The organism is Bacillus sp. AR2-1 (assembly GCF_008368755.1).
Taxonomy (GTDB): Bacteria; Bacillota; Bacilli; order Bacillales; family Bacillaceae_G; genus Bacillus_A; species Bacillus_A wiedmannii.
The window spans coordinates 166991-190853 of sequence record NZ_QORY01000015.1 but is presented as its reverse complement, the minus strand read 5'-3'; the positions used below and the strand labels follow the sequence as shown (position 1 = coordinate 190853).

Annotated in this window: 24 protein-coding genes and 1 pseudogene; 21 read left to right on the top strand and 4 right to left on the bottom strand. The window is 33.8% G+C overall.

What is annotated here, in order from left to right; all coding sequences use genetic code 11:
* Window positions 1-260: 260 nt before the first annotated feature.
* From DT250_RS17655 to DT250_RS17590, 14 genes and pseudogenes are all read left to right on the top strand, one after another.
* The gene (locus tag DT250_RS17655; RefSeq protein WP_000093639.1) at window positions 261-1262 is read left to right on the top strand and encodes an LCP family protein; all 1002 of its coding nucleotides are present in this window, start codon (window positions 261-263) and stop codon (window positions 1260-1262) included.
* Window positions 1263-1344: 82 nt separating this feature from the next.
* Window positions 1345-1800 (top strand): annotated as a pseudogene (locus DT250_RS17650) (sensor histidine kinase); the annotation flags it as partial.
* A gap of 100 nt (window positions 1801-1900) precedes the next feature.
* Window positions 1901-2722 (top strand): peptidoglycan-N-acetylglucosamine deacetylase, encoded by an 822-nt coding sequence (locus tag DT250_RS17645; RefSeq protein WP_088608996.1) that lies wholly within the window; start codon window positions 1901-1903, stop codon window positions 2720-2722.
* A gap of 14 nt (window positions 2723-2736) precedes the next feature.
* Window positions 2737-3393, top strand: a complete 657-nt coding sequence (locus tag DT250_RS17640; protein WP_149213428.1) for a YkyA family protein — start codon at window positions 2737-2739, stop codon at window positions 3391-3393.
* 158 nt (window positions 3394-3551) lie between these two features.
* Window positions 3552-4232, top strand: a complete 681-nt coding sequence (locus DT250_RS17635; protein ID WP_149213427.1) for an MgtC/SapB family protein — start codon at window positions 3552-3554, stop codon at window positions 4230-4232.
* A 96-nt stretch (window positions 4233-4328) separates the two neighbouring features.
* A complete protein-coding gene (locus DT250_RS17630) occupies window positions 4329-4850 on the top strand; it encodes a GNAT family N-acetyltransferase (RefSeq protein WP_098856712.1) in 522 nt (173 codons plus the stop codon).
* A gap of 298 nt (window positions 4851-5148) precedes the next feature.
* The gene (locus DT250_RS17625; protein ID WP_149213426.1) at window positions 5149-6957 is read left to right on the top strand and encodes an IucA/IucC family protein; all 1809 of its coding nucleotides are present in this window, start codon (window positions 5149-5151) and stop codon (window positions 6955-6957) included.
* A gap of 58 nt (window positions 6958-7015) precedes the next feature.
* Window positions 7016-8854: an IucA/IucC family protein gene (locus DT250_RS17620; RefSeq protein WP_149213425.1), complete on the top strand. Its 1839-nt coding sequence runs from the start codon at window positions 7016-7018 to the stop codon at window positions 8852-8854.
* On the top strand, window positions 8841-10079 hold the full coding sequence (gene asbC, locus DT250_RS17615) for a 3,4-dihydroxybenzoic acid-AMP ligase AsbC (RefSeq protein WP_098088416.1): 1239 nt from the start codon (window positions 8841-8843) through the stop codon (window positions 10077-10079). The genes DT250_RS17620 and asbC overlap by 14 nt, the downstream gene beginning before the upstream one ends.
* Window positions 10076-10330, top strand: coding sequence for a petrobactin biosynthesis protein AsbD (gene asbD / locus DT250_RS17610; protein WP_001250756.1), 255 nt, complete (start codon window positions 10076-10078; stop codon window positions 10328-10330). Before asbC ends, asbD begins: the two co-directional genes overlap by 4 nt.
* 44 nt (window positions 10331-10374) lie before the next feature.
* A complete protein-coding gene (gene asbE / locus DT250_RS17605; RefSeq protein WP_142291717.1) occupies window positions 10375-11358 on the top strand; it encodes a petrobactin biosynthesis protein AsbE in 984 nt (327 codons plus the stop codon).
* 37 nt (window positions 11359-11395) lie between these two features.
* Complete coding sequence (asbF, locus tag DT250_RS17600) at window positions 11396-12238, top strand: petrobactin biosynthesis 3-dehydroshikimate dehydratase AsbF (RefSeq protein WP_149213424.1); 843 nt, start codon at window positions 11396-11398, stop codon at window positions 12236-12238.
* A 126-nt stretch (window positions 12239-12364) separates the two neighbouring features.
* Window positions 12365-12571 (top strand): alpha/beta-type small acid-soluble spore protein, encoded by a 207-nt coding sequence (locus tag DT250_RS17595; protein ID WP_000113545.1) that lies wholly within the window; start codon window positions 12365-12367, stop codon window positions 12569-12571.
* A 238-nt stretch (window positions 12572-12809) separates the two neighbouring features.
* Complete coding sequence (locus DT250_RS17590; protein ID WP_149213423.1) at window positions 12810-14039, top strand: bacillibactin exporter BcbE; 1230 nt, start codon at window positions 12810-12812, stop codon at window positions 14037-14039.
* Window positions 14040-14092: 53 nt separating this feature from the next.
* Here the strand turns inward: DT250_RS17590 and DT250_RS17585 are convergent, their stop codons facing one another.
* On the bottom strand, window positions 14093-14707 hold the full coding sequence (locus DT250_RS17585) for a LysE/ArgO family amino acid transporter (RefSeq protein ID WP_048543181.1): 615 nt from the start codon (window positions 14705-14707) through the stop codon (window positions 14093-14095).
* A gap of 118 nt (window positions 14708-14825) precedes the next feature.
* Between DT250_RS17585 and DT250_RS17580 the strand changes: the two genes are divergently transcribed.
* The gene (locus DT250_RS17580) at window positions 14826-16268 is read left to right on the top strand and encodes an aminotransferase-like domain-containing protein (protein WP_149213422.1); all 1443 of its coding nucleotides are present in this window, start codon (window positions 14826-14828) and stop codon (window positions 16266-16268) included.
* Between the two features lie 12 nt (window positions 16269-16280).
* Window positions 16281-16448 carry a DUF3933 family protein gene (locus DT250_RS17575; RefSeq protein ID WP_000816376.1) on the top strand — a complete coding sequence of 56 codons (168 nt, stop codon included), beginning with the start codon at window positions 16281-16283 and terminating at the stop codon, window positions 16446-16448.
* Window positions 16449-16562: 114 nt separating this feature from the next.
* On the opposite strand, the gene DT250_RS17570 is transcribed toward DT250_RS17575, so the two are convergent.
* On the bottom strand, window positions 16563-17528 hold the full coding sequence (locus DT250_RS17570) for a patatin-like phospholipase family protein (protein ID WP_149213421.1): 966 nt from the start codon (window positions 17526-17528) through the stop codon (window positions 16563-16565).
* Between the two features lie 87 nt (window positions 17529-17615).
* Complete coding sequence (locus DT250_RS17565; protein ID WP_000540425.1) at window positions 17616-17762, bottom strand: YjcZ family sporulation protein; 147 nt, start codon at window positions 17760-17762, stop codon at window positions 17616-17618.
* Window positions 17763-17986: 224 nt separating this feature from the next.
* Here DT250_RS17565 and DT250_RS17560 point away from each other — a divergent pair, with 224 nt between their 5' ends.
* From DT250_RS17560 to DT250_RS17545, 4 genes are all read left to right on the top strand, one after another.
* Window positions 17987-18739, top strand: coding sequence for a YwqG family protein (locus tag DT250_RS17560; protein WP_149213420.1), 753 nt, complete (start codon window positions 17987-17989; stop codon window positions 18737-18739).
* Window positions 18740-18884: 145 nt separating this feature from the next.
* Window positions 18885-20045, top strand: a complete 1161-nt coding sequence (locus DT250_RS17555; protein WP_149213419.1) for a transglutaminase domain-containing protein — start codon at window positions 18885-18887, stop codon at window positions 20043-20045.
* A gap of 99 nt (window positions 20046-20144) precedes the next feature.
* Window positions 20145-20342 carry a DUF4083 domain-containing protein gene (locus tag DT250_RS17550; RefSeq protein ID WP_087982841.1) on the top strand — a complete coding sequence of 66 codons (198 nt, stop codon included), beginning with the start codon at window positions 20145-20147 and terminating at the stop codon, window positions 20340-20342.
* 30 nt (window positions 20343-20372) lie between these two features.
* Window positions 20373-20834 (top strand): NUDIX hydrolase, encoded by a 462-nt coding sequence (locus DT250_RS17545; RefSeq protein ID WP_046954986.1) that lies wholly within the window; start codon window positions 20373-20375, stop codon window positions 20832-20834.
* Between the two features lie 45 nt (window positions 20835-20879).
* On the opposite strand, the gene nadE is transcribed toward DT250_RS17545, so the two are convergent.
* On the bottom strand, window positions 20880-21698 hold the full coding sequence (nadE, locus tag DT250_RS17540; RefSeq protein ID WP_087982839.1) for an ammonia-dependent NAD(+) synthetase: 819 nt from the start codon (window positions 21696-21698) through the stop codon (window positions 20880-20882).
* A gap of 270 nt (window positions 21699-21968) precedes the next feature.
* Here nadE and DT250_RS17535 point away from each other — a divergent pair, with 270 nt between their 5' ends.
* Window positions 21969-23849: an ABC transporter permease gene (locus tag DT250_RS17535; RefSeq protein WP_149213418.1), complete on the top strand. Its 1881-nt coding sequence runs from the start codon at window positions 21969-21971 to the stop codon at window positions 23847-23849.
* Window positions 23850-23863: the final 14 nt, after the last annotated feature.

The following is a 23863-nucleotide window of genomic DNA, read 5'->3' as shown; positions in this document are numbered from 1 at the left end:
TAATTTTTTAGGTGAAAATTGAAGGATTCGAAACGAATAAATTTATAAATCTATAATTTCGAATGTTGCGAAGTGCTAAATATTTGAAGTTGGAAAATAGTGACTTGCCAAAAATAAGCACGAGAGTATAATGTGAAATGGAATACATATTGGATTCATCATGTAACCTTACAAAAATGTAAGGTGTTTGAAAGGAAATTCAATATGAAGAATACTAGACATACATTATACTAGGGAAAGAGAAAGAGAGGCGAATGAAGATGAGCTCTGAATTAGAACAAAATACGAGAAGCAATAAAAAACGTTCTAAAAGAAGGTCAATAAAATGGTTCATTTTAATTCCATTTTTCCTACTTATTTTTGGAGGAGTAGGATATGGATCATTAATATATAATAAAGCAAAAGCTGTTGTAAGTGATGCGTATGCACAAATTGATAAATCATCAAAACGTGATAAAGAAGTTGAGCCTTTAAAGGATAACATCTCTATTTTAATTATGGGTGTAGATGGTAGTGAAATGCGAAAAAGTCAATATGGTGAAGCTGTTCGCACAGATGCACTTTTATTAGCAACAATTAATAAAGATGATAAATCAGTTAAATTAGTAAGTATTCCGCGTGATTCACGTGTATATATTCCATCTAGAAAGAAATTAGATAAAATTACACACGCACACGTATTTGGTGGTGTTGAAAGTACACGAGATACGGTGGAAAGATTTTTAAATGTTCCTGTTGATTATTATGTGAAGTTTAACTTTGAATCATTCGTACAAATTGTCGATTCACTTGGTGGTATTGATATTGATGTACCTGTTACTTTCACAGAGCAAGATAGTAAAGACCAAGCGGGTATGATTCATTTAGAAAAAGGCTTCCAACATTTAAATGGAGAACAAGCACTTGCACTTGCAAGAACGCGTAAAATTGATAGTGACGCAATGCGTGGACAAAGACAACAACTTGTAATAGAAGCAATTGCAAAAAAAGCGATGTCTGTGCAATCAATTAGCAAAATGGGCTCTTTACTTGATGCGGTTGATAAAAATATGAAAACGAACTTAACTTTCGATGATATGCTTGCGATTACAAAAAATATGGCAGGATCTAATTTAGAAATGGAAAAAATGCAAATAGAAGGTACGGATAAACGTATCGGAGGTATTTATTATTACATTCCAAACGAAAAAAATGTAAAAGATATTTCGAAAAAATTAAATGAGCATTTAGGTGTAACACCAAAACCAGTTCGAAATGAATAATAAAAAAAGATTGGCCTTTGCCAATCTTTTTTATTGAGATGGATTTGTAACTTTTCTGTAACGATTTTTTATTTTAGAAAACTTATACTTAAATCATTTCAATTTATATAAACAAAAGGTGCAATTATACGATATACTAGAGGAGACGATTTGGCAATTAACTCCTAATGCTGAAGAGAAGCAAATGCAATTCATCAAAACTATAGAACGAATTGAATTGATAGGAGATCGAAATAGGCTAAAGCAAGTTTTCTTGAATATTGTTCAAAATGCCATTAAATATTCACATAAAAATGGTAAAGTATATATTGAAGCGACTAAAAAAGAAGGACAAGCAGTGATAAAGGTGAAAGACGAAGGGATTGGAATTGCTACAGAGCATTTACCATATATAGAACAGTCATTTTACTAGATTAATAACCGTGCTACAGGTGTTTTAACTATCGTTAAAAAATGGTGGAGCTTCATGGAGGTACACTTAGTTATTATAAGTAAAGAAGGAAAAGGAACAACCATTTTGATAAAACTCCCATTATAATACATATAAAGTCTGTTTATATAGTGTAATAAAATAAATAGATGTATAATTATATTGGGTGATTTATATATAAGATTAATAGGGAGAGGAATTCGATAGAATGGAAAAAGCTTTTAAAGTTAAACGAGTAGTAGTCGGCTTAATAGCGATTGCAGCAGTAGCTATTGGGTATTTCATGTTTCAATCCATTACTTCACCAGCAAAGGCTGTTGCAAAACAAGAAAACGTAGTACAGCTTGCAAGTGAACAACCGAAAGTAGAAATGAATAAAACGGCACCAAGTCGTTTTAATGGAAAAGAAAGAAAAGTTGCTTACCTTACATTTGATGATGGCCCAGGGAAATATACGGCTGAATTGTTAAATACGTTAAAACAGCATGATGCGAAGGCGACGTTCTTTTTAATTGGAGCGAATGTAAAAGGATTTCCGGATTTAGTGAAACGTGAAAATGCAGAGGGTCATTATGTAGGTATGCATAGTATGACACATAATTTTGCAAAGTTATATAAAAATGGCGAGTATGTAAATGAAATGAAAGAAGATCAAAGCTTAATCGCAAATATTATTGGAAAATCACCTAAATTAACACGTCCACCATACGGTTCGATGCCTGGATTAAATGAAGGTCTTCGAAATAAAGTAGTAGAGGGCGGTTTTAAAGTATGGGATTGGACAATTGATTCATTAGATTGGAGATATAACAAAATGCAAGTTGATGCAGCGGCAGCACAAATTGCTCAAAATGTAATAACAAATGCAACAAAACCACAGGAAGTTATTTTAATGCATGACATTCACCCACAATCAGTTGCTGCTGTGCCAGCAATTTTAAAAGGGTTAAAAGAAAAGGGTTATGAGTTTGAAGCTTATCATGAAGAGAGTCACTTCCCAGTGAATTTCTGGCATGATAACCGTATGTAATGGAGGAATGAACGTTGAAGTATGGAAAAGTAGCAGTAGTTGGAGTACTATCAGTAGGATTATTGACAGGTTGTTTCGGTGAAAAACCAGAAGAAAACCTTTATACAGCTTTTGAAACAGCGGCAACACAAGAAAAATCATTAGTTGATGAAGCGAAGAAGTTAGAGAAGTTAGAGAAGGAAGGTCAAGAGCTATATTCTCAAATTTTACAAGAAGGTAAAGATCATAATGACGCTGTTATGAAGAAGATAGAGCAAGCTACTGCAAATGTAGATGACCGTGAAAAAGTATTAAAAACTGAGAAAGAGATGCTAGAAAAAGCTCAGAAAGAAACAAAATCTGTTCAAGGAAATATAGAGAAGCTTGAAGATAAGAAGTTACAAAAACAAGCGAAAGCAGTAGAAGAGTCGTATAAAAAACGTTATGATGCATTCCAAAAGATGAATGAAAATTATACGAAGGCGTTAGCGACTGAAAAAGAACTGTATGAAAAATTAAAAGTAAAAGAAACGAAATTAAAAGAGATTGGTGAAAAAGTTAAGGCTGTTAATGAATTAACTGTGGAAGCACAAAAATCAAAAGAGCAATTTAACAATTTTACAAAAGAGTATAATGACAGTAAATTAGCATTCTACAAAGATGCAGAGATTAAGATTAAAGATCAGAAATAAAGAAGAATCTTAAGCATAATAAAAAGCCGGAGAAACATCGTTACAAATGTTTTTTCGGCTTTTTACGTTAAATGAATAGAAAAGACTGGAATTGATATCATAAAAGAGTTATAGTGAATTGTTCCAAGGGAAACATTGTAAAGTAAGGAGAATGAAATATGTCATATGAATTTTTATTCAAATTAGGTTTAGCACTCTTTTTAGGATTATTCATCGGGATAGATAGGCAGCTAAAGAATAAACCGCTTGGTGTGAAAACAAGTATGGTTATTTCTGTAGCAAGTTGTTTAATTACAATGGTTTCAATTGAATCAGTGAATGTTTATTCTGTACCGGGTCATACAAATATGGATCCAATGCGTCTTGCTGCTCAAATTGTGAGTGGGATTGGTTTTCTTGGGGCAGGTGTTATTTTACGAAGAAGTAATGATGTTATTTCTGGATTAACGACAGCTTCTATGGTGTGGGCTGCTTCAGCTTTAGGTATTGCGATTGGAGCAGGATTTTATGTACAAGCGACGGTTGCTATGATTTTAATTATTTTAGCGATTAACGTACTTCCGCAAATTGTGAAAATTGCAGGCCCTTATTCATTAAGACAAAAGGACTTATCTATAAAAATTACTGTAAAAGAGCATCATGAGTTAGATGGTATATTTAAGCAAATTAAAAATTTAGGTATGCATGTGAAACGAGTGAAAATTAAAGATATTGATAAGGGAGCATTCCAGCAATTGGAGATGGTTATTTTAGCTCCAGAAGATTTATATACAACTGAGTTATACAGTTCCCTAAAAGAGATTGATCGTGTTGTTTCAGTTGAAGTGGAAAGTAGATAATTGTGATAAAAAGAGTGAAGTGCATTCACTCTTTTTTTTATTTGGATTTTTAAGGAAATAAATTGATATAATGATGAATAACAAGGGGGAGAAATGATGGAAATACATATTAGAAGAGCGATAAAAGATGATATACGAGGTATAGCCAAGGTGCATGTTGATAGCTGGAAAACAACATATAAAGGGATATTTGCTGACGAATTTTTAGAAAATATAACATATGAGCAACGAGAAAAACAATGGAAAAATATTTTTCAACAAGAAGATACATACCAATATAGATTTGTAGCAGAGACGTCAGATGAAACAATAATCGGATTCATTGACGGGGGAGTGGAAAGAAGTGGTACATATAATTGTGATGGGGAATTATATGCAATCTACCTTTTACAAGAGTATCAAGGAATGAAAATAGGACAAAAGTTATTTCAAGCTTTATTATCGGAATGTATAAACAATGATATGCAATCACTTTTAGTGTGGGTTGTTACGAATAATCCTTCTAAAAATTTTTATGAAAAATTTAATCCGGAAAAAATTGATACAAAATTTTTAGAGCGAGTACAGGTAGAAGAGACAGCGTATTGTTGGAGAGATATAAATAATATTATTATGTAAACTTTATGTTTGAAAGAGGTATACCAATTAAGGTATACCTCTTTTGTTTAACTATTTTGAAGGGGATTATTAATGAAATAAATAAGTATGTAGTTTGAAAGAGAGAATTTTTCTTGTTTATTATTAATTAGATTAAAGAAAAGAGAGAAAACAAGAAAAATTAAATTAGATAAAAAAATTCTGAAATATACTATTGAATTGAATATCATTATCAATTAGAATCATAGTTGATAACGATATTCAATTGTTGTTTATTATATAAAATTTCGATAGCTTTAATATAAAGAGGAGGACCAACATGCAGCATGTGAAACAAATCGCAGAACATGCAACATTACAAAGTTTTTTAAACTGTTATTTAAGGGAAACAGGGAGTGGAGAATGGATTACAGAGGATGAAAAAATGAAAAGTATCTTCAGTAATACGTTGAATAGAGATATAGTCCCCACATATTTATATTGTCGGCTATCGGCACAAAACATTACTTTGTATGGAGAAGTTATATATAAATCAGCAACAGATCGCCATTTGTTTGGAGAACAATTTTATTATCAAATGGGAGAAAATAAGAATGTTATAAAAGCAGATTACGTTACTGTTATTACATTCTTAATAAAAGAGATGTCTATCAACTACGGAGAAGGGACGAATCCTGCTGAACTTATGCTTCGAGTTATTTGTAGTTGTCAAAATATTGAAGAATTTACAAAGGAGAGAATAGAAGATACATCTGCATTATACGGTTTCCATACATCCTTTATAGAAGCGGAGCAATCTTTATTATTTGGACATTTAACGCATCCAACCCCAAAGAGTAGACAAGGTATTTTGGAATGGAAAAGCGCAATGTATTCTCCAGAATTAAAAGGAGAATGTCAGCTTCATTATTTTAGGGCACATAAAAATATAGTAAATGAAAAATCATTATTGTTAGATTCTACAACAGTAATTCTAAAAGAAGAGTTACGTAATGATGAGATGGTTTGTAAAGAATTTATATCGAAGTATTGTAATGAAGATGAATATTCATTACTTCCAATTCATCCGCTTCAGGCAGAATGGCTATTACACCAATCATACGTACAGGAGTGGATAGATCAAGGAGTACTTGAATATATCGGTCCTGTCGGTAAGTATTATATGGCAACATCATCACTTAGGACGTTATATCATCCCCAATCAAAATATATGCTTAAGTTTTCATTCCCAGTAAAAGTAACAAATTCAATGCGTATTAATAAATTGAAGGAACTAGAGAGTGGTCTTGAAGGAAAGGAAATGCTAAATACAGCAATTGGTGAAGTGTTAGATAAGTTTCCAGGTTTTGATTTTATTTGTGATCCAGCATTTATTACATTAAATTACGGGGCAAAAGAATCTGGATTTGAAGTAATTATACGAGAGAACCCTTTTTATGGTGAACATGCAAATGACGCTACTTTAATTGCTGGACTAGTTCAAGATGCAATACCTGGAGAACGTACTCGTTTATCGAATATTATTCATCGACTAGCAGATGTAGAAAGTAGAAGCTGTGAAGAAGTAAGTTTAGATTGGTTTAGACGATATATGAATATTTCTTTAAAGCCGATGGTATGGATGTACTTACGTTATGGTGTTGCAGTAGAAGCGCATCAGCAAAATAGTGTTGTTCAGCTAAAGGATGGTTATCCGGTCAAATATTATTTCCGTGATAATCAAGGGTTTTATTTCTGTAATTCAATGAAAGAGACGCTTAATAATGAGTTGGCTGGCATTGGAGAACGTACTGGAAATCTATATGACGATTATATTGTAGATGAGAGATTTCGTTACTACTTAATTTTCAATCATATGTTTGGTCTCATTAACGGTTTTGGCACAGCAGGATTAATTAAGGAGGAAATTCTTCTCTCTGAATTAAGATCTGTACTTGAAGCGTTCCTTTCGTATAACCGTGAACCTTCTACCTTTTTAAGAGAATTGTTAGAAGAGGATAAGTTGGCATGTAAAGCAAATTTATTAACGAGATTTTTCGATGTCGATGAGTTAAGTAATCCTTTAGAACAAGCAATTTACGTACAGGTACAGAATCCGCTCGTTAGAGAAGTGGCTGTCCGTTCATAAATAACGTTAAAATTTCACGTAATACAAATAATGGTATTTTTCATAAGGTGGAGGAGTTATGAGAGTGGACATGTATCATACGAGAATATTGAAAGCGCTTGAATCAAAAGATTACATTTCAGTACGAAGAAGAGTGTTACGTCAATTAGTAGAGTCGTTAATTTATGAGGGGATTATTACGCCAATTCGCATAGAAAACGAAGAACAAATTCTTTTTCTTATTCAAGGACTTGATGAGGACAACAAAAGTGTCACGTATGAATGTTACGGAAGAGAACGAATGACATTTGGACGTATCTCTATAGATTCATTAGTAATAAGAGTTCAAGAGGAAAAACAAGAAATACAATCAGTTTCGCAATTTTTGGAAGAAGTTTTTCGAATTGTTAACGTAGAACAAACGAAATTAGATTCTTTTATTCATGAATTAGAACAAACGATATTTAAAGACACGATTGTACAATATGAAAGACATAATAAGGTGAAATATACCCAAAAATCGTACGATGAATTTGAAAGCCATTTAATAGACGGTCATCCATATCATCCTAGCTATAAAGCACGCATTGGGTTTCAATATCGTGACAATTTTCAATATGGATATGAATTTATGAGACCAATAAAAATTATATGGATTGCAGCTCATAAGAAGTATGCGACTGTAGGTTATGAAAATGGAATGATCTATGACAATATTTTAAAAGGTGAGATAGGCGAGCATACATTAGAAACGTATATGGAACGAATTCACAGTGCGGGATGTAATCCAAAACAGTACGTGTTTATACCTGTTCATCCTTGGCAGTGGGAGAATTTCATCATTCCAAATTACGCTGACCATATACAGGATAAAAATATAATTTATTTAGGACAATCGGCGGATGATTATTGCGCGCAACAATCGATGAGGACGTTAAGAAATGCTACGAATCCAAAGAGACCATATGTAAAGTTATCGCTGAACATACTTAACACTTCAACACTCCGTACGCTGAAACCATATTCAGTTGTGAGTGCACCAGCTATATCGAATTGGTTAAGTGATGTCGTAAGTCAGGATTCTTATTTAAGGGATGAATCGCGCATTATTTTGTTAAAGGAATTTTCGAGTGTAACGTATGATACGAATAAGAAAGCCACATATGGTTCATTAGGGTGCATTTGGCGTGAAAGCGTTCATAAATATTTAGATGAGCAAGAGGATGCGGTTCCCTTTAACGGCTTATATGCAAAGGAGAAAGACGGGACACCAGTTATTGATGCATGGTTAAACAAATACGGGATAGAAAATTGGCTACGATTACTGATTCAAAAAGCGATCATACCAGTTATACATCTTGTTGTAGAGTATGGAATCGCATTAGAATCACACGGACAAAATATGATTTTAGTTCATAAAGAAGGGCTACCTGTCCGTATTGCATTAAAGGATTTCCATGAAGGACTTGAGTTTTATCGTCCATTCTTAAAAGGAATGAATAAATGTCCAGACTTTACTAAAATGCATAAAACGTATGCGAATGGGAAAATGAATGATTTCTTTGAAATGGATCGTATTGAATGTTTACAAGAGATGGTATTAGATGCACTGTTCTTATTTAATGTAGGAGAATTAGCTTTCGTACTTGCAGACGAATATGATTGGAAAGAAGAAATTTTTTGGATGATAGTTGTCGAAGAAATTGAAAATCATTTTAGAAAATATCCACACTTGAAAGATAGATTTGAAAGTATTCAGCTATACACTCCTACATTCTATGCTGAGCAATTAACGAAGCGACGATTATATATGGATGTGGACTCGCTTGTTCATGAAGTTCCAAATCCATTGTATAGAGCAAGACAACTTATCAAACAAAAATCAGTTGTTACAGGGGGAAATTATGCTAATCGTTAATAAACAAGAGTATAGCAAAAGTGATTTTGATTTGAGATTACAAGTTTATGAGGAAATGGAACAATTTCAAAAAGCAGCAGGAAATAGATTCGCGCTTTGTCTGAAAGATCCATTCGATATTATTACGCTTGTGTTTTTCTTAAAAGAAAAGAAATCATCAGTATTGCTTATACATGAAGATACGCCAAAAGAAACGGCTATTGAAATGGCAAAGCGTGCAAATTGTATCGGGATATTATATGGAGAATATCCCGATTTTACGAAATTAGAAGTAGTGAACGCTTTACTAGAAGAGCCTTCTTTATTGCAATATAGTTCTGGAACAACAGGAGAACCAAAACTGATTCGTAGAGCATGGGCGGAAGTGGATACAGAAATTACTGCTTATAATGAAGCTTTAAACTGTGAAGTAGATGAAGTGCCGATCGTTATGGCTCCTGTTTCACATTCATACGGACTAATATGTGGTACGTTATCTGCAATTACGCGAGGAAGCAAACCTATCATCATTACGAATAAAAACCCTAAATTCGCATTAAATATAGTTCGCAATACAGAAAAACATATCATTTATGCAGTACCGCTTATGTTACATATTATGGGGAGTTTCCCGCAAGGAACGTTTCAGTTTCATAAAATTATGACATCCGGAGCACCTTTACCAGAAGCATTATTTTATAAACTAAAAGAAATGACAACATATATGATGCAGCAATACGGTTGTTCTGAAGCAGGTTGTATAAGTATATGTCATGATATGAAAAGCCATTTAGATTTAGGTAATCCACTACCTCATGCGAGTATAAGTATAGGTTCAGATGAAAATATGCCCGAAGAAATCGTAGTGAAAATGAAAGATAAGGAAATTTTCACGAAAGATTTGGGGTATAAATCTGAGCATGGTCTTCATTTTATGGGGCGCATGGATGATGTGATTAACGTTTCAGGATTAAAAGTCTTTCCGATAGAGGTAGAAGAAACAATGCTTCGACTAGAAGGCGTTCAAGAGGCAATTGTATATCGGGGAAAACATCCTGTGATGGGCGAAGTTGTTAAAGCGAAAGTAATCTCTCATGTTGATCCAGTGCGAATAAGAGAATGGTGTATGCAGCATTTACCATCTTATAAAGTTCCGCATGAGATTGAAAGTGTAACTGAAATTCCGAAAAATAAAACTGGAAAAGTAAGTAGAAAATTACTAGAGATGGGAGAGGTTACAACATGAGACGTGAAACATTAAAAAATGAAGTGTTGAAAATTATGACAGAAAAAATGGAGCTAAAAAATGTAACGCATTTAGAAGAAACGATGCGTTTAAACCAAGATTTATATATAGATTCGGTAATGATGTTACAACTCATAGTCTACATAGAAATGGATGTAAAGCTATGCGTTCCAGAGGATGAGGTAGACCCAAAAGCATTTCTTACTGTAGGATCTTTGCTTGATTTTATGGAGGAGTTACAGCCGGTATAAGTAGTAAATGTGAATAATTAACCTTTAGGAAAGTGGATGAGAATATGACTTCAATTAAAGTTCACTGTTTAGTGAGTTGTTTTTGTGAAATTATAAAAAGGCGTAGCGATATAGATTTCCGTCCATTTTATTTTGGATTATGGGACGGAGATTTTGATATAACAGAAGGCGGCATTATCTCGTATCACTCCGAAAATATTAACCATGATAATTATTTATTATGGTATGAAAAATTGTACGGTATGAAAGTGAACGAATGGTATGATCATGCAAAAGGTAAAGATAGCAATGTAGAAACGTTTTTACAATTAGTAGAAAACAAGCCAGAAAATCGCTATGTCATTGTAATGGTTGATATGTCTCTATTGCCAGAGAGGGAAAATAAATTTCATCAAAAACCGTTTCCGCATTATTTAATGATATCGAAGACAGAGAAAGATGAAGAATGGTTCATGCTAGATCCTGATTTTCGCTGGGAAGGGAATATGGAAAGAGAAAAAGTGCTTCACTCTGTTCAAGATAACCCATTTGGTGGAGGGTATTTCATTGATGTAGAAGAAATTCAGGAGCCAACAGAAGAAATGGTAGCGAGTTATTTCATAGAAACTTTCAAAAGAAATGACAATGAACTGACTATGGAATTGAAAAATTTAATTATAAAAATGGCAAATGAAGAAGAAGGTTATTCGCTTTCTGGTCTTGTAGCGGCAGTGAAGCAAATACCAGTACTTGCAATTCGTAAATATAGTTATGAACATGCCTTTGCATACTTCCGTGAAACGTTACAATATTCGGAGCAAGAGTTTGATTATTGGTGTGATCGGGTAGAGGATATTGTACAAGGATTTACAAATGTACAGTATCGAGCAATTAAAATGGCGATGACGAATAATAAAGGCATGTTATTATCAATTGTTGAAAAGTTGGATGAAATGAATGCAATTGAACTGCAAATTAAGGCTGAATTAGAGAGACAGTTTTTATCATGGAAAGAAATGAAAACAAACGAGTCTGTCTTAGCATTTTAAAAACCTAACTGAATTTAAGATAAGGGAGTTCAAACCTATGAAATATTCATTATGTACTATTTCCTTTCGTCATCAATTAATTTCATTTACTGATATTGTTCAATTTGCATATGAAAACGGTTTTAAAGGAATTGAATTGTGGGGGACTCATGCACGAAATTTGTATATGCAAGAGTATGAAACGACAGAACGAGAATTGAATTGTTTAAAGGATAAAAACTTGGAAATTACGATGATAAGTGATTACTTAGACATATCATTATCGGCAGATTTTGAAAAAACGATAGAGAAATGTGAACAACTTGCAATATTAGCTAATTGGTTTAAAACAAACAAAATTCGTACGTTTGCTGGACAAAAAGGTAGCGAAGATTTCTCGGAACAGGAGAGAAAAGAGTATGTGAATCGTATTCGCATGATTTGTGAAGTATTTGCTCAGCATAATATGTATGTACTTTTAGAAACACATCCAAATACGTTAACGGATACGCTGTCTTCTACTTTGGAATTATTAGGAGAAGTAGATCATCCGAATTTGAAAATAAACCTTGATTTTCTTCATATATGGGAGTCTGGTGCAGATCCAATAGACAGCTTCCATCGACTAAAGCCGTGGATACAACATTACCATTTTAAGAATATATCGTCAGCAGATTATTTGCATGTGTTTGAACCAAATAATGTATATGCAGCAGCGGGAAGTCGAATTGGTATGGTTCCATTATTTGAAGGTGTGGTAAATTATGATGAGATTATTCAGGAAGTGAGAGATACTGACCATTTTGCTTCACTCGAATGGTTTGGACATAATGCGAAAGATATATTAAAAGAAGAAATGAAAGTATTAACAAATAGAAATTTAGAAGTAGTAACTTCTTAATATAAAATGATGTAAGAGTCTCTCATTGTAGAGACTCTTTTTTAAAAAATATAAATAACCAAAAATTACCATGTATTTAAATTAAAATTTAACACAATTTATATATAAATAAGGAGGTGATTGGTAATGGCTAGAAATCGTAACTCTAATCAATTAGCATCACATGGAGCACAAGCAGCTTTAGATCAAATGAAATATGAAATTGCACAAGAATTTGGTGTACAACTTGGCGCTGATACTTCTTCACGTGCAAACGGTTCTGTAGGCGGTGAAATTACAAAACGTCTAGTAGCGATGGCAGAACAACAACTTGGTGGCGGATATACTCGCTAATTGTAGAAGGTTATAGGAGAAAGGAAGGATTCTTCCTTTCTTTTTTTTTTCAATTAATTGGTATGAATATATTGCGAACTGGATTCAAAGAATAGGAATAATACTATATTTTCCCCAATTTCTTTTGTTGTGAATGGGAAGTAGTAAAGATGTAATAGCCCTGGTGGAATGAAAAATTACGTTCCAGCAGGGCTATTATATGGTCAGAAATATACGATGAAAGGGTTCCGAAGCCAACATGTTAAAAAAAGAAAACTGTTGTTTAATTGCGCTTGCATCAGTTCCACTTGTTATGACATTAGGGAATTCAATGCTCATTCCAATTCTACCGACTATCGAAAAGAAATTACATATTTCATCGTTTCAAGTATCCATGATTATTACAATTTACTCTATTGTAGCCATTTTACTTATACCGATTGCTGGTTATTTATCAGATAGATGGGGACGAAAGATGATAATGGTTCCGAGTTTGCTGATTGCGGCTATAGGAGGAGCGATAACTGGTTGGGTATCATGGAAAGTTGATAATCCCTACACTTGGATATTAATCGGTAGAGCGATTCAAGGTATTGGTGCTGCTGGTGCAATGCCAGTTGTTATACCGTGTGTTGGTGATTTATACAAAGATGAAAAACAAGTTAGTACAGGTTTAGGAATTATTGAAACATCCAATACATTTGGAAAAGTGCTGAGCCCTATTTTAGGATCTGCTCTTGCTGCCATTGTATGGTTCTTACCATTTTGGGCAATTCCAGTTTTATGCATAGTATCAATTGTTTTATTACTTGTTCTAGTAAAGGCAAAGAAACAAGAAGGAGAAGTGCCACCACTTAAAGAGTTTATAAAATCTATTATCTATACATTTCGAGAAAAGGGAAGATGGTTAATTGCCATTTTTGTATTAGGTGCAATTATTATGCTTATTTTATTCGGAATTCTCTTTTATTTGTCGACGATACTGGAATCAAAGTATGACATACATGGTATATGGAAAGGTTGTGTACTTGCTATCCCGTTACTTGTACTGTCACTTAGTTCATATATGGCGGGTAAAAAAATTGGAGATAATCAAAATGTAATGAAGAAGTGTATTTATATTGGTTTTTTAATGGCAGCTGCATCAGTCATCATTCCTTTATTTATAAAAGGGATTTATTTACTACTTCTTTGTCTCGTTATCATGGGGATAGGAATTGGTATGGCACTCCCATGTTTAGACTCCCTAATTACACAAGGAATTGAAAAGGAGCAAAGGGGAACGGTTACATCTTTTTATAGTTCCATGCGATTTATCGGTGTAGCAGCCGGCCCACCTCTATACTCTTTTTTCATGAAAGGTGCTGACCATGAAGTGTTTTATGTAACAAGTATTTTCGCTGGTATCGGTGCTGTTATAGCAATGATTTGGATTAAACCAGCAAAAGATGCAAAGAACGTAAAACAGAAACCGGAACCTACTTCATAATTTGAAAGAGAATTGCATGATGTTTTCAGTAACATGCAATTCTCTTTCATTCATTAAGAATACATAACTTGTTTTAACATATAAAGCGCGACGCCCCATATGATGAGGCCAGAAAATTTATTTAATAATACGATTGTCTTTCCAGTTGAGTCTATTCTTTTTAGAAATTTCCCCGCTAAAGCTAAGCTTATAAACCAAATCCACGAAACGATAATAGTTGCAAGTGTGAAAGCCCATTTTTCACTTCCTATGTATTGAATAGAATTTGTTCCGATTACACCGATTGTATCTAAAATTGCATGTGGATTTAATAACGAAACCGATGCAGCGAAAAGGATTTGCTTTTTTAATGGCATACTGTTTTCTTTTTTTATATCGTTGGAAGGGTTACTTCTCCAAATAACAAAGCCCATATATAGGAGAAAGAAAAATCCAATTATATATAACGTGTTAGTTAGCCAAGAAAAAGTAAGGAGTACAAGGGAGACACCCTGCACTGCAATCAATATGAGTAACGTATCACATATAGAGGCAGTTAATACTACAGGGGCTGCCCTCCAAATGTTTGGTTGGCTCGCACCTTGGTTAAAGACGAAAACATTTTGGACGCCTAATGGAATGATAAGACCAAATGCAAGAATGATACCATGAATAATTGCTTCACTCATCATATTACCTCCTATTTTAATTCAGTATGATAGTGTATATTGTATAGAAGAAATGAAAATTTGTATCCATCCATATGGTTGGAGAGGTTACCAACCAAAAAGAATATAAGGTGATATGATGGAAAGATTTGTTTGGAAACCGAATATGTCTCTAGCGACTCCTCTGTATAAACAAATAGAAACGTATATAAAAGAAAGAATCGTTAATGGAGAATGGACTGTTGGAACGAAATTACCTTCACAAAGAGATTTGGCACATACATTCGGTGTGAACCGGAGTACAATTGTAATGGCTTTTGATGAACTAGTGGCAAAGGGATACATTGAAGGGAATGGCAGGAAAGGAACAATTGTTGTAAATAATAATGAGAATGCTTCAACGTACGCGCCCCCGCCTAATTGGCAGTCTTATGTAGAAACAGGACTTCATTATCCGAATCTGCCTGCTATTCAAGAGATTAATCAAGCTGAATTTTATCCGCATGTAATTCGTTTAGGAACAGGTGAGCTCGCGCCGAGTCTTTTACCTGAAAAAAAGATGAAAGATATTATGAATAAGCTTTTAAAGTCGAGCATGATACTTGGGTATGAAGAACCAAAAGGGAATTTCTATTTAAGGAAGAAAATTGCGGACTATTTAAAAGGACATGGTATAGATGTAACGCCTGATTCTATATTAATTGTTTCAGGAGCAATTCAAGCGTTGCAACTTATTTCTATGGGACTTCTTCCAAAAGGGGCATCCATCTTATTAGAAAAACCATCTTATTTATATTCTCTTAATGTTTTTCAATCAGCAGGAATGCGTTTAATTGGTATACCAATGGATGAGAACGGTTTATATGCATCATATATTACGAAATATAAGAAGCAATTTAATGCATCTATTTTATATACAATTCCGTCTTTTCATAATCCGACGAACTTTAGTATGAATGCGAAGAAACGAATAGAAGTGATGGAAATATGTAACGAAATTGGTTTGCCTATTATAGAAGACGCGGTGTACCAAGACTTATGGTTTGATGAGCCTGTTTCAAAGCCTTTAAAAGCATATGATAAAAACGGAATTGTACTACATATTGGGAGTATGTCTAAAGTCATTAGTCCAGGATTAAGAATTGGATGGATTGTTGGATCTGAGCCAGTCATTCAAAGATTGGCAGACATAAAAATGCAAACAGATTATGGTTCAAGTTCTATATCCCAGCAAATTGCAGCGGAATGGTTTGCAGATGGATTGTATGATGAACATTTACAGTTTGTAAGAACTAAGTTGAAAAAACGTAGAGATTTTATGTTGCAAATGTTAGAGAAATATTGTCATGATATAGCAACATGGTATGAACCGACAGGTGGTTTTTATATTTGGTTACATATGAATGTACCCGTTTCGAACCGTAGCTTATTCGATAAAGCTTTGAAAGAAAAGATTTTATTAAATCCAGGTACTTTGTATGATAGAAGTGCGAACCAATTTTTGCGTCTATCCTATTCATACGCAACGTTAGAAGAAATTGAAATAGGTATCAAAAAACTTGCACAACTAATGAAAAAGTAAGAGGAGAAAATAATGAAACAATACGTAATTTGCCAAATTATCAATGGAGAAAAATATTTAGCTGCTTATGCGGAGTCGAAGCAGGATGCAATTGAAAAAGCAGAATTGTTAGGATTACGAACGGGAAATCGATACACAGTTATTACTGCGGAAGAAGCTGAAGGGTTAACGTATCCTTAAGCAACGAATAATAATGATGCAGCAGCAGGAAGTAAATAAGCCTCGTAATCTATGATATTACTAGGCTTATTTTTTTTGAAAGCGTTACGTGTTCTCGTATGAAAAATAATAGTATTATGAGTCAAGTTGACGGAAATACCGATTTGTTTTTCGGTTCTGATTTCCGTTTCTATAGTCATCAATATATTGTCTGAAGTTCCAAGATTGTAAAAACTTATTTGCGGCGTTATAACCAGAATTGTAAAGCCACTCTTTTTCTTCCTTTGTTAACTCAAAGTTGGTACTTGTAATGGATCCTGTTGGAATTGTAATCGTTCTTGCTTTTGATTCCTTATCTAAATGACGTAAATCATGGGCTTGCATCATCGTTTTAAAAAGTCCTTTGAACATGGAGATAGGCTCGTTATAATGGGCAGGATCAGCTTGAATCTCATCTTTTACGAAATGAAATCCAAATGTTGGCCAGCGAGGAGAGGAAGGTGAGTCGAAAATCCAAATTGGGTAATTGCTTAAAATCCCTCCATCAACCATATAACAAGGTTGCTTCCATTTTGGGGTTCTCCATTTTACCGGTTCAAAGAAGAAGGGGATTGTACTACTCATTCTTACAGCTTTAGCAATAGAGAAGCGATAATTTAAAAATCCGTAGTTTGGTAAGTCATCAGGAAAAATAACCATTTTACCATTACTTATATCAGAAGCGATAATTTTAAGCTTATTTAAATCAGGTAAATCTGTAAATAAGTGAACTCCTTTTTTGCGAAGTAATTCTTCAATCCATTCTTCTATAAATATATTAGAGTAAATACCAAGAGTAGTCCATGCGCTTAATCCTTTTCCGATAAAGGGGATTCTGTCAATAAAGGTTCTCTTCGTAAATTTATTATAATCGATATCAGTTATAATCGTTTTTAACTCTGAACAAGAATATCCTGCTGCTAGGAGCGCAGCGATAATGGAACCAGCTGATGTTCCAGCTACACGCTCCCATTCATAGCCTTTTTCAGCTAACGCGCAAATTGCCCCTACATGTGCAATCCCGCGTACACCGCCCCCCTCAAAAACACCATCAATCTTCATCAATCATACTTCCTTTCGAATAAAAGATTTGAAAATGGCAAAAAAGCACGTATTGTACGTGCTTTTTTACAATAGTTTTTAAATTTACTAGCAGCCTACAAAGCCGCCCCAACAGCTAGCTCCGATGATGATTAGAAGGATAAATAAAACGATTAATAAAGCGAAACCTCCATAACCACATCCACCACAACTACCGCCGTAACCGTAACCGCCGCAACTATATCCGTAACCCATGTGGAATTCCTCCTTAAATTAAAAATAAAAATGAACGAGGGGAAAATGTACTGGAAGAAATAATGAACTATCGTGTTTGTAGGAACAATGTATACTATGCTTTTTTTAACTTGTTCGCGTATGGAGGAAGAGCCCGTTTTTTTGGAGGCTTGTTGTTTTTACAAAGAATGGAGTATAATTTTTGTGCGATGATACAAATAAGTATGTAAATATAAGGAGAATTTATGAATAAACAAATTGAAGTATTAATTGATAAATATGGGCTGACACATTTAAAAGAGGAACTTATTCACACTGTATTTCCTTGTGTAAAAGTTGTGCCAAAGCAGAAGGAAACAGTTGCGGTAGGTAGTTCGAAAATGGGAGGAGTTCCTGACTTGCCAGCTACATTTGAATACCCAATGCACGAGGGAAATCCATTACAATTTATCGCTCAATTTAATTTAAATAATTTACAAAATGTTGGTATGGGTCACAATCTTCCTAAGACAGGGATGTTATATTTCTTTAGCATTGAAAATTACTTTGAAGAAGATGTGAATCCAACTGAAGCGGGGCGTGTACTTTATTATGATGTTCCTGTAGAGCAATTACGAAGAGCCGATGAATTGCAAACAAATTATAACCAGTGTGCAACTACTTTTGAACTGACATATAAATTGCCAGAGCTTTTCATTGAAGATGAGGCTGATTCAGATCGTTTCTTACAATTGCTTGAAGAACTAATCCCAGACAACTACGATAACCATCAAATGTTTGGTGAGCCATTCTCTGTACAAGAGGAAGTATTATATGAGACAGGAGAATATATGGGGATAGACCCGCAGCAAATGACGCTTTTATTCCAAATCGATTCAGATACTAAAAATTGTAATATGATGTGGGGAGATTTAGGAATGCTTTATTTCTGTATTGGAAATGAAGACTTAAAAAATCGACGTTTTGAAAATACATGTTGTGTATTACAAACTTGTTAATGAAAAAGGTTGTTCTTGTAAAAAGAACAACCTTTTTACAATGTTAAATATGCATAATCTCATATGACCTATACGGAAAAGTATTGTATACTCTGAAACTATACGATACTTTTTCGTATAGTTATAGAATGTAAGGAGTGAAAAGATGGGAAAGACAAGTAAGTATGTGACAGCTACCCTGCTTTGTTCAACTATAGTAATGGGAGGCTTACACGCGTCAACGGTATCTTATGCAGCTACGAATCCGTCTGTAGCGACAACACAATCAGATGCAAAGCTATTAGATGATTTCCGAAAAGAATTAAAAAAACAGGTTGATAATCGAGAAGAAAATATTACAATCACATATAAAACGAAAGATAGAAATGCTAGAAATGTTATGGACCAATTGTATGGCGAGTTTAATAAAATTGTAGATGCAGATGAGTATGTAAAATATAATGTAGCGTCTACTAAATATTCTATTAAAGGGTTACCAGGAAACTATACGTTTACATTGCAAGTGAAATACCGTGAATCAAAAGAGCAAACACAATATGTAAAATCCCAGGCAAAAGCAATTATCGGTTCAATTGTAAAAAAAGGAATGGATGAGCATGAGAAAGTAAAAGCTATTCACGATTATGTTGTAAAACATGTATCGTATGATACGTCTTATAAAGCGTATACAGCATATGAAGCATTAGCGAATCGTTCTGCCGTTTGCCAAGGCTATACGTTATTAACGTATGAGTTGTTAAAAGAAGCAGGTATTCAAAATCATATTGTAACAGGCACAGGGAATGGACAAGCTCATGCATGGAATTTAGTAAACATTGAAAACAAATGGTACCACATTGATACGACATTCGATGATCCAGTACCAGATAAAGCTGGGCGTGTAACATATTCATATTTTAATATGTCTGACGAGCAATTAAGTAAAGATCATGAATGGGATCGTAGTAAATATCCAGCAGCAACTGCAAGTTACTTTAATGAATTAACAAACAAAATAAAAACGGGTAGTTCAAAGACTGCTGCGTATGAACAAATGTTAAAAGAAACAAATTTAAAATATTTGTCTGCACAATACGGGGCAGATAATTATAGTGAATTTAAGAAAAAATTACAGCAACAATTCGCTTCTAAGCCAGAAAAGGTAGAAGTACGATATAAGCAATCGATGGATGGAACAATGCAAGATATAAAGAAAGTGTTAAATGAAATAAATTGGCCAAAAGGTGCAAAACGTGTATCTTATGAAGTAGCACCATATAGTGCGATGGCAGATTATTCATTAGCGACAATTACATTTACTTATTAATTAAAAAGAGCATCTGTAAAAGGTGCTCTTTTTATTATGTATCACTTCAAAAAACAGAATTGTGTGATAAAATATAAAAAGGAAGGATGTGGGATTTGAATGAATTTGTTCGAAAGTAATATTTTCACATTGATATATACTTGTTTAGTAATCGGACTTATCGTTTTGTTTTTCCTATCATTTACTTTGTTCCTTAGAAAATTATTGCAAAACAGCGCTGCAAAAAAACAACATGTAATTAATATGAATAATAAGCTAGATCGAATGATTGAATTGCTTGAAAAAGATAAGAAATAATGATAGAAGATGTATGAAAAGGGGAAGAGGATGGCTAATTATATAAAAGAATTACGTGAAAAAGTAGGTCACGACTGTGTTCTCATAAACTTTGCGGGTGGTTGTGTGTTGAATGAACATGGAGAAGTATTACTGCAAAAAAGAGGTGATTTTAACGCTTGGGGATTTCCTGGCGGTGCAATGGAAATTGGAGAATCTGCCGCAGAAACCGCGATTCGAGAAATAAAAGAAGAAACAGGTTATGATGTGGAAATAAATGAGCTTATCGGGGTGTATACAAAATATTTTCAGGCATATCCAAATGGAGATAATGCCCAGTCAATTTTAATATTCTTTTCATGCTCAATTGCCGGTGGAGAGCAAAAAGTAGACGGTGATGAAACGTTGGAATTGAAGTTTTTCCCGCTAAACAAAATGCCACCATTGTTTAATCAACAACATGAGGATTGTTTACAGGACTTACTAGAGAAAAGAGTAGGGGTGTATCGTTAACATAAAAAAGAAGCTAATGAGATTAGCTTCTTTTTTATGTTTTATTTATTTCCACCAATCATCAAACATTGATGCTGGAACTTGTCTTTTATGTTCGCTCACTGTGTAACGTTTTTCAATTTTTTCTGCAACGTCAGTTGGAACTGCTTTACCTTCTAAATAATCATCTAGTTGATCATACGAAATACCTAACTCCGTTTCATCAGCTTGACCTGGTTTTTCATCCAATAAATCAGCAGTTGGCATTTTTAAGTAAAGTCGCTCATCCGCACCTAATTCTTGTAAAAGAGCACGTCCTTGACGTTTCGTTAAACCTGTTAATGGTAATAGGTCTGCACCACCATCTCCGAATTTTGTAAAGAATCCTGTAACAGCTTCTGCCGCGTGATCAGTTCCGATAACAAGTAGACCTTTTTGTCCACCAATTGCATATTGTGTAACCATACGGATACGTGCTTTCACGTTACCTTTATTGAAATCTGTTAATGATTCACCTAATAAGTTTTCGTATTGGTTTGAGAAAGAGTCAACTGTTGAAGCGATATCAAATGCAACAGATTGATCAGCTTGAATAAATTGTAATGCTAATTGTGCATCATCTTCGTCTTTTTGCACTTTATAAGGAAGACGCACGGCGATAAACGTTGCGTTACCACCTTCATTACGAATTTCCTCCACTGCAAGCTGTGCTAAACGTCCAGCTAATGTAGAGTCTTGTCCGCCACTAATTCCAAGTACAAATCCTTTCGCACCTGTTTTTTTTACATAATCTTTTAAGAAATCAACACGTTTACGGATTTCTGCTTTCGGATCAATTACAGGCTGAACATGTAATGCTTTCATAATCTGTTCTTGTAATGTCATTATGTTTCCTCCTATTCATATTAAAGCAGTAATTAAGTTTATATGTATATTGGTACATACTTCTATCCTTTATTATTTCGCAAAACTAACGAATATACAATAGGATGCGTGTATGAATATGAATGTAGTCATTATAATGAAACTGCTTCGTTTAAGCAATTTTTTTGAAACCTTTCAATAATGTAAGGTTTTTGTCATTTGAATCGATGGAAGGTATTTCCGTATTTTACTAATATAAAAACATAGTTAGTAGAAGGGCGGAGAAGTAATATGAACATTAGAGAACTCGCATATCGAAATGTAACGCGAAATAGACGAACATACTCAGCATATTTTTTAAGTAGTGCATTTGCCATTATGGCCTTTTTTGTTTATTCATTTTTTGCGTTTCATCCCGCATTAAGTGCTGGAGAATTGGGACGATACGTATTCGTAAGTATGTCTTTTGCACAGTCCATTATTTACTTATTTACGTTTTTCTTTATTTTATATTCGATGGGAATGTTTTTAAAAACGAGGAAGCGTGAATTAGGAATTTTAATGATGTTAGGTATGACGAAATATCAATTAAAGCGTCTTATCTTCTTTGAAAATATTATGATTGGGATAGGGGCCATTATTTTTGGAATATTTGCTGGAATGTTATTTTCCGGAATATTACTATTTGTAGCTCCGATGATATTAAAATTAGATATTACTTTAGCTTATTACATTCCAATGAAAGCCATTGTTGTAACGAGTATTATGTTTTTCGTATTATTTATGATTATTTCATTGTTTAGTGCAGGAATGATTCGAAAAAATAAAATTATGAAATTGTTTAGAGGATCCGCAGAAGCGAAGCCGGAACCGAAAGCATCGATTATTTCTTCTATATTAGCGGTTATATTGCTTAGTGCGGGATATGCAGGAGCACTTATGTCACACGGGGCAATGGTATTTGTCATGATGATTCCTGTTACAACGGTAGTCATTATTGGTACGTATTTGCTGTACAAGCAGTTGAGTGTCTTTATTATTAGACTATGTAAAAAAAGTAAACGTTTCTATTGGACACAGACAAATATTGTTACGTTATCAGATTTAGCTTACCGTATGAGAGACAACGCCAGAATGTTCTTTATTGTAACTATTATTTCAACTGTAGCATTTTCAGCAATAGGTACATTAGTAGGTTTCACGTCCATGACGAAAGGGATTATGGAGAGACCAATTGCGTTTCAGTATCATTCTAAGCAAGGAAATAGTAATGAATCACAGCATTTGAAGATGATTGATGAAGGATTAAATAAACATAGTATAACAGCTTCTAAAGCTACTATTTCAACGAAAAGGGCGGAGGAGCAGTCGTTAAGAAGTGCTATTTTCATAAAAGAATCAGATTATGAGGAATATGCGAAGTTAACAGGAGAACCATTTCAAACTGTAGCAAATAAAAAAGCTTTATTTTTATCAGTCGATATACCAGGCCCACCGATGAAAGAAAGAAAAGAAATTACTTTACCACATTTGAATGAATCTTTAAAAGTGAAAAAAGTTAATACTTCTTCATTAAGTAAAATACTAAGAGGTAACGTTTATGTAATCTCTAAAAATCAATATGATGCATTACAAGAAGGATTTAAAGAGGAAAAAGATTATGTGTACAAAACAGAAGGAACGAAAGATGAAATAGAGGTTGGTAAAGAGCTTACTCATCAAATGAAGACTTATGAAGAACATGCAACGTTTAGTGCAGAAGAGTATGAACAAAACCAAAGTTTACAAATCGCAGGACCAATTCTATTTGTAGGTTTCTTTATTGGTATAGTATTTTTCGTATGTGCAGGAAGTTTCCTTTACTTCCGTTTGTTTTCTGATTTGGAGGATGATACTCGTTTGTTTGAAATGATTCGAAAAGTAGGCTTAACGAGTGGAGAGTTATCGAAAGTAGTTACAATCCGATTGGCACTTTTATTCTTCGTTCCAATAGGTGTTGCAACATTACATGGGGCAGTAGCGTTAACTGCACTGGGACAGATGTTTGAGTACTCACTATTTAAAGAAAATGCGATTGTATTAAGTATTTTCGTAGGAATTCAAGTTGTATATTTCTTACTGATAAGATCTCGTTATTTAAAACAATTGAAAGAGAGATTACGTATGCGTTAATTGTGTTATTTTAA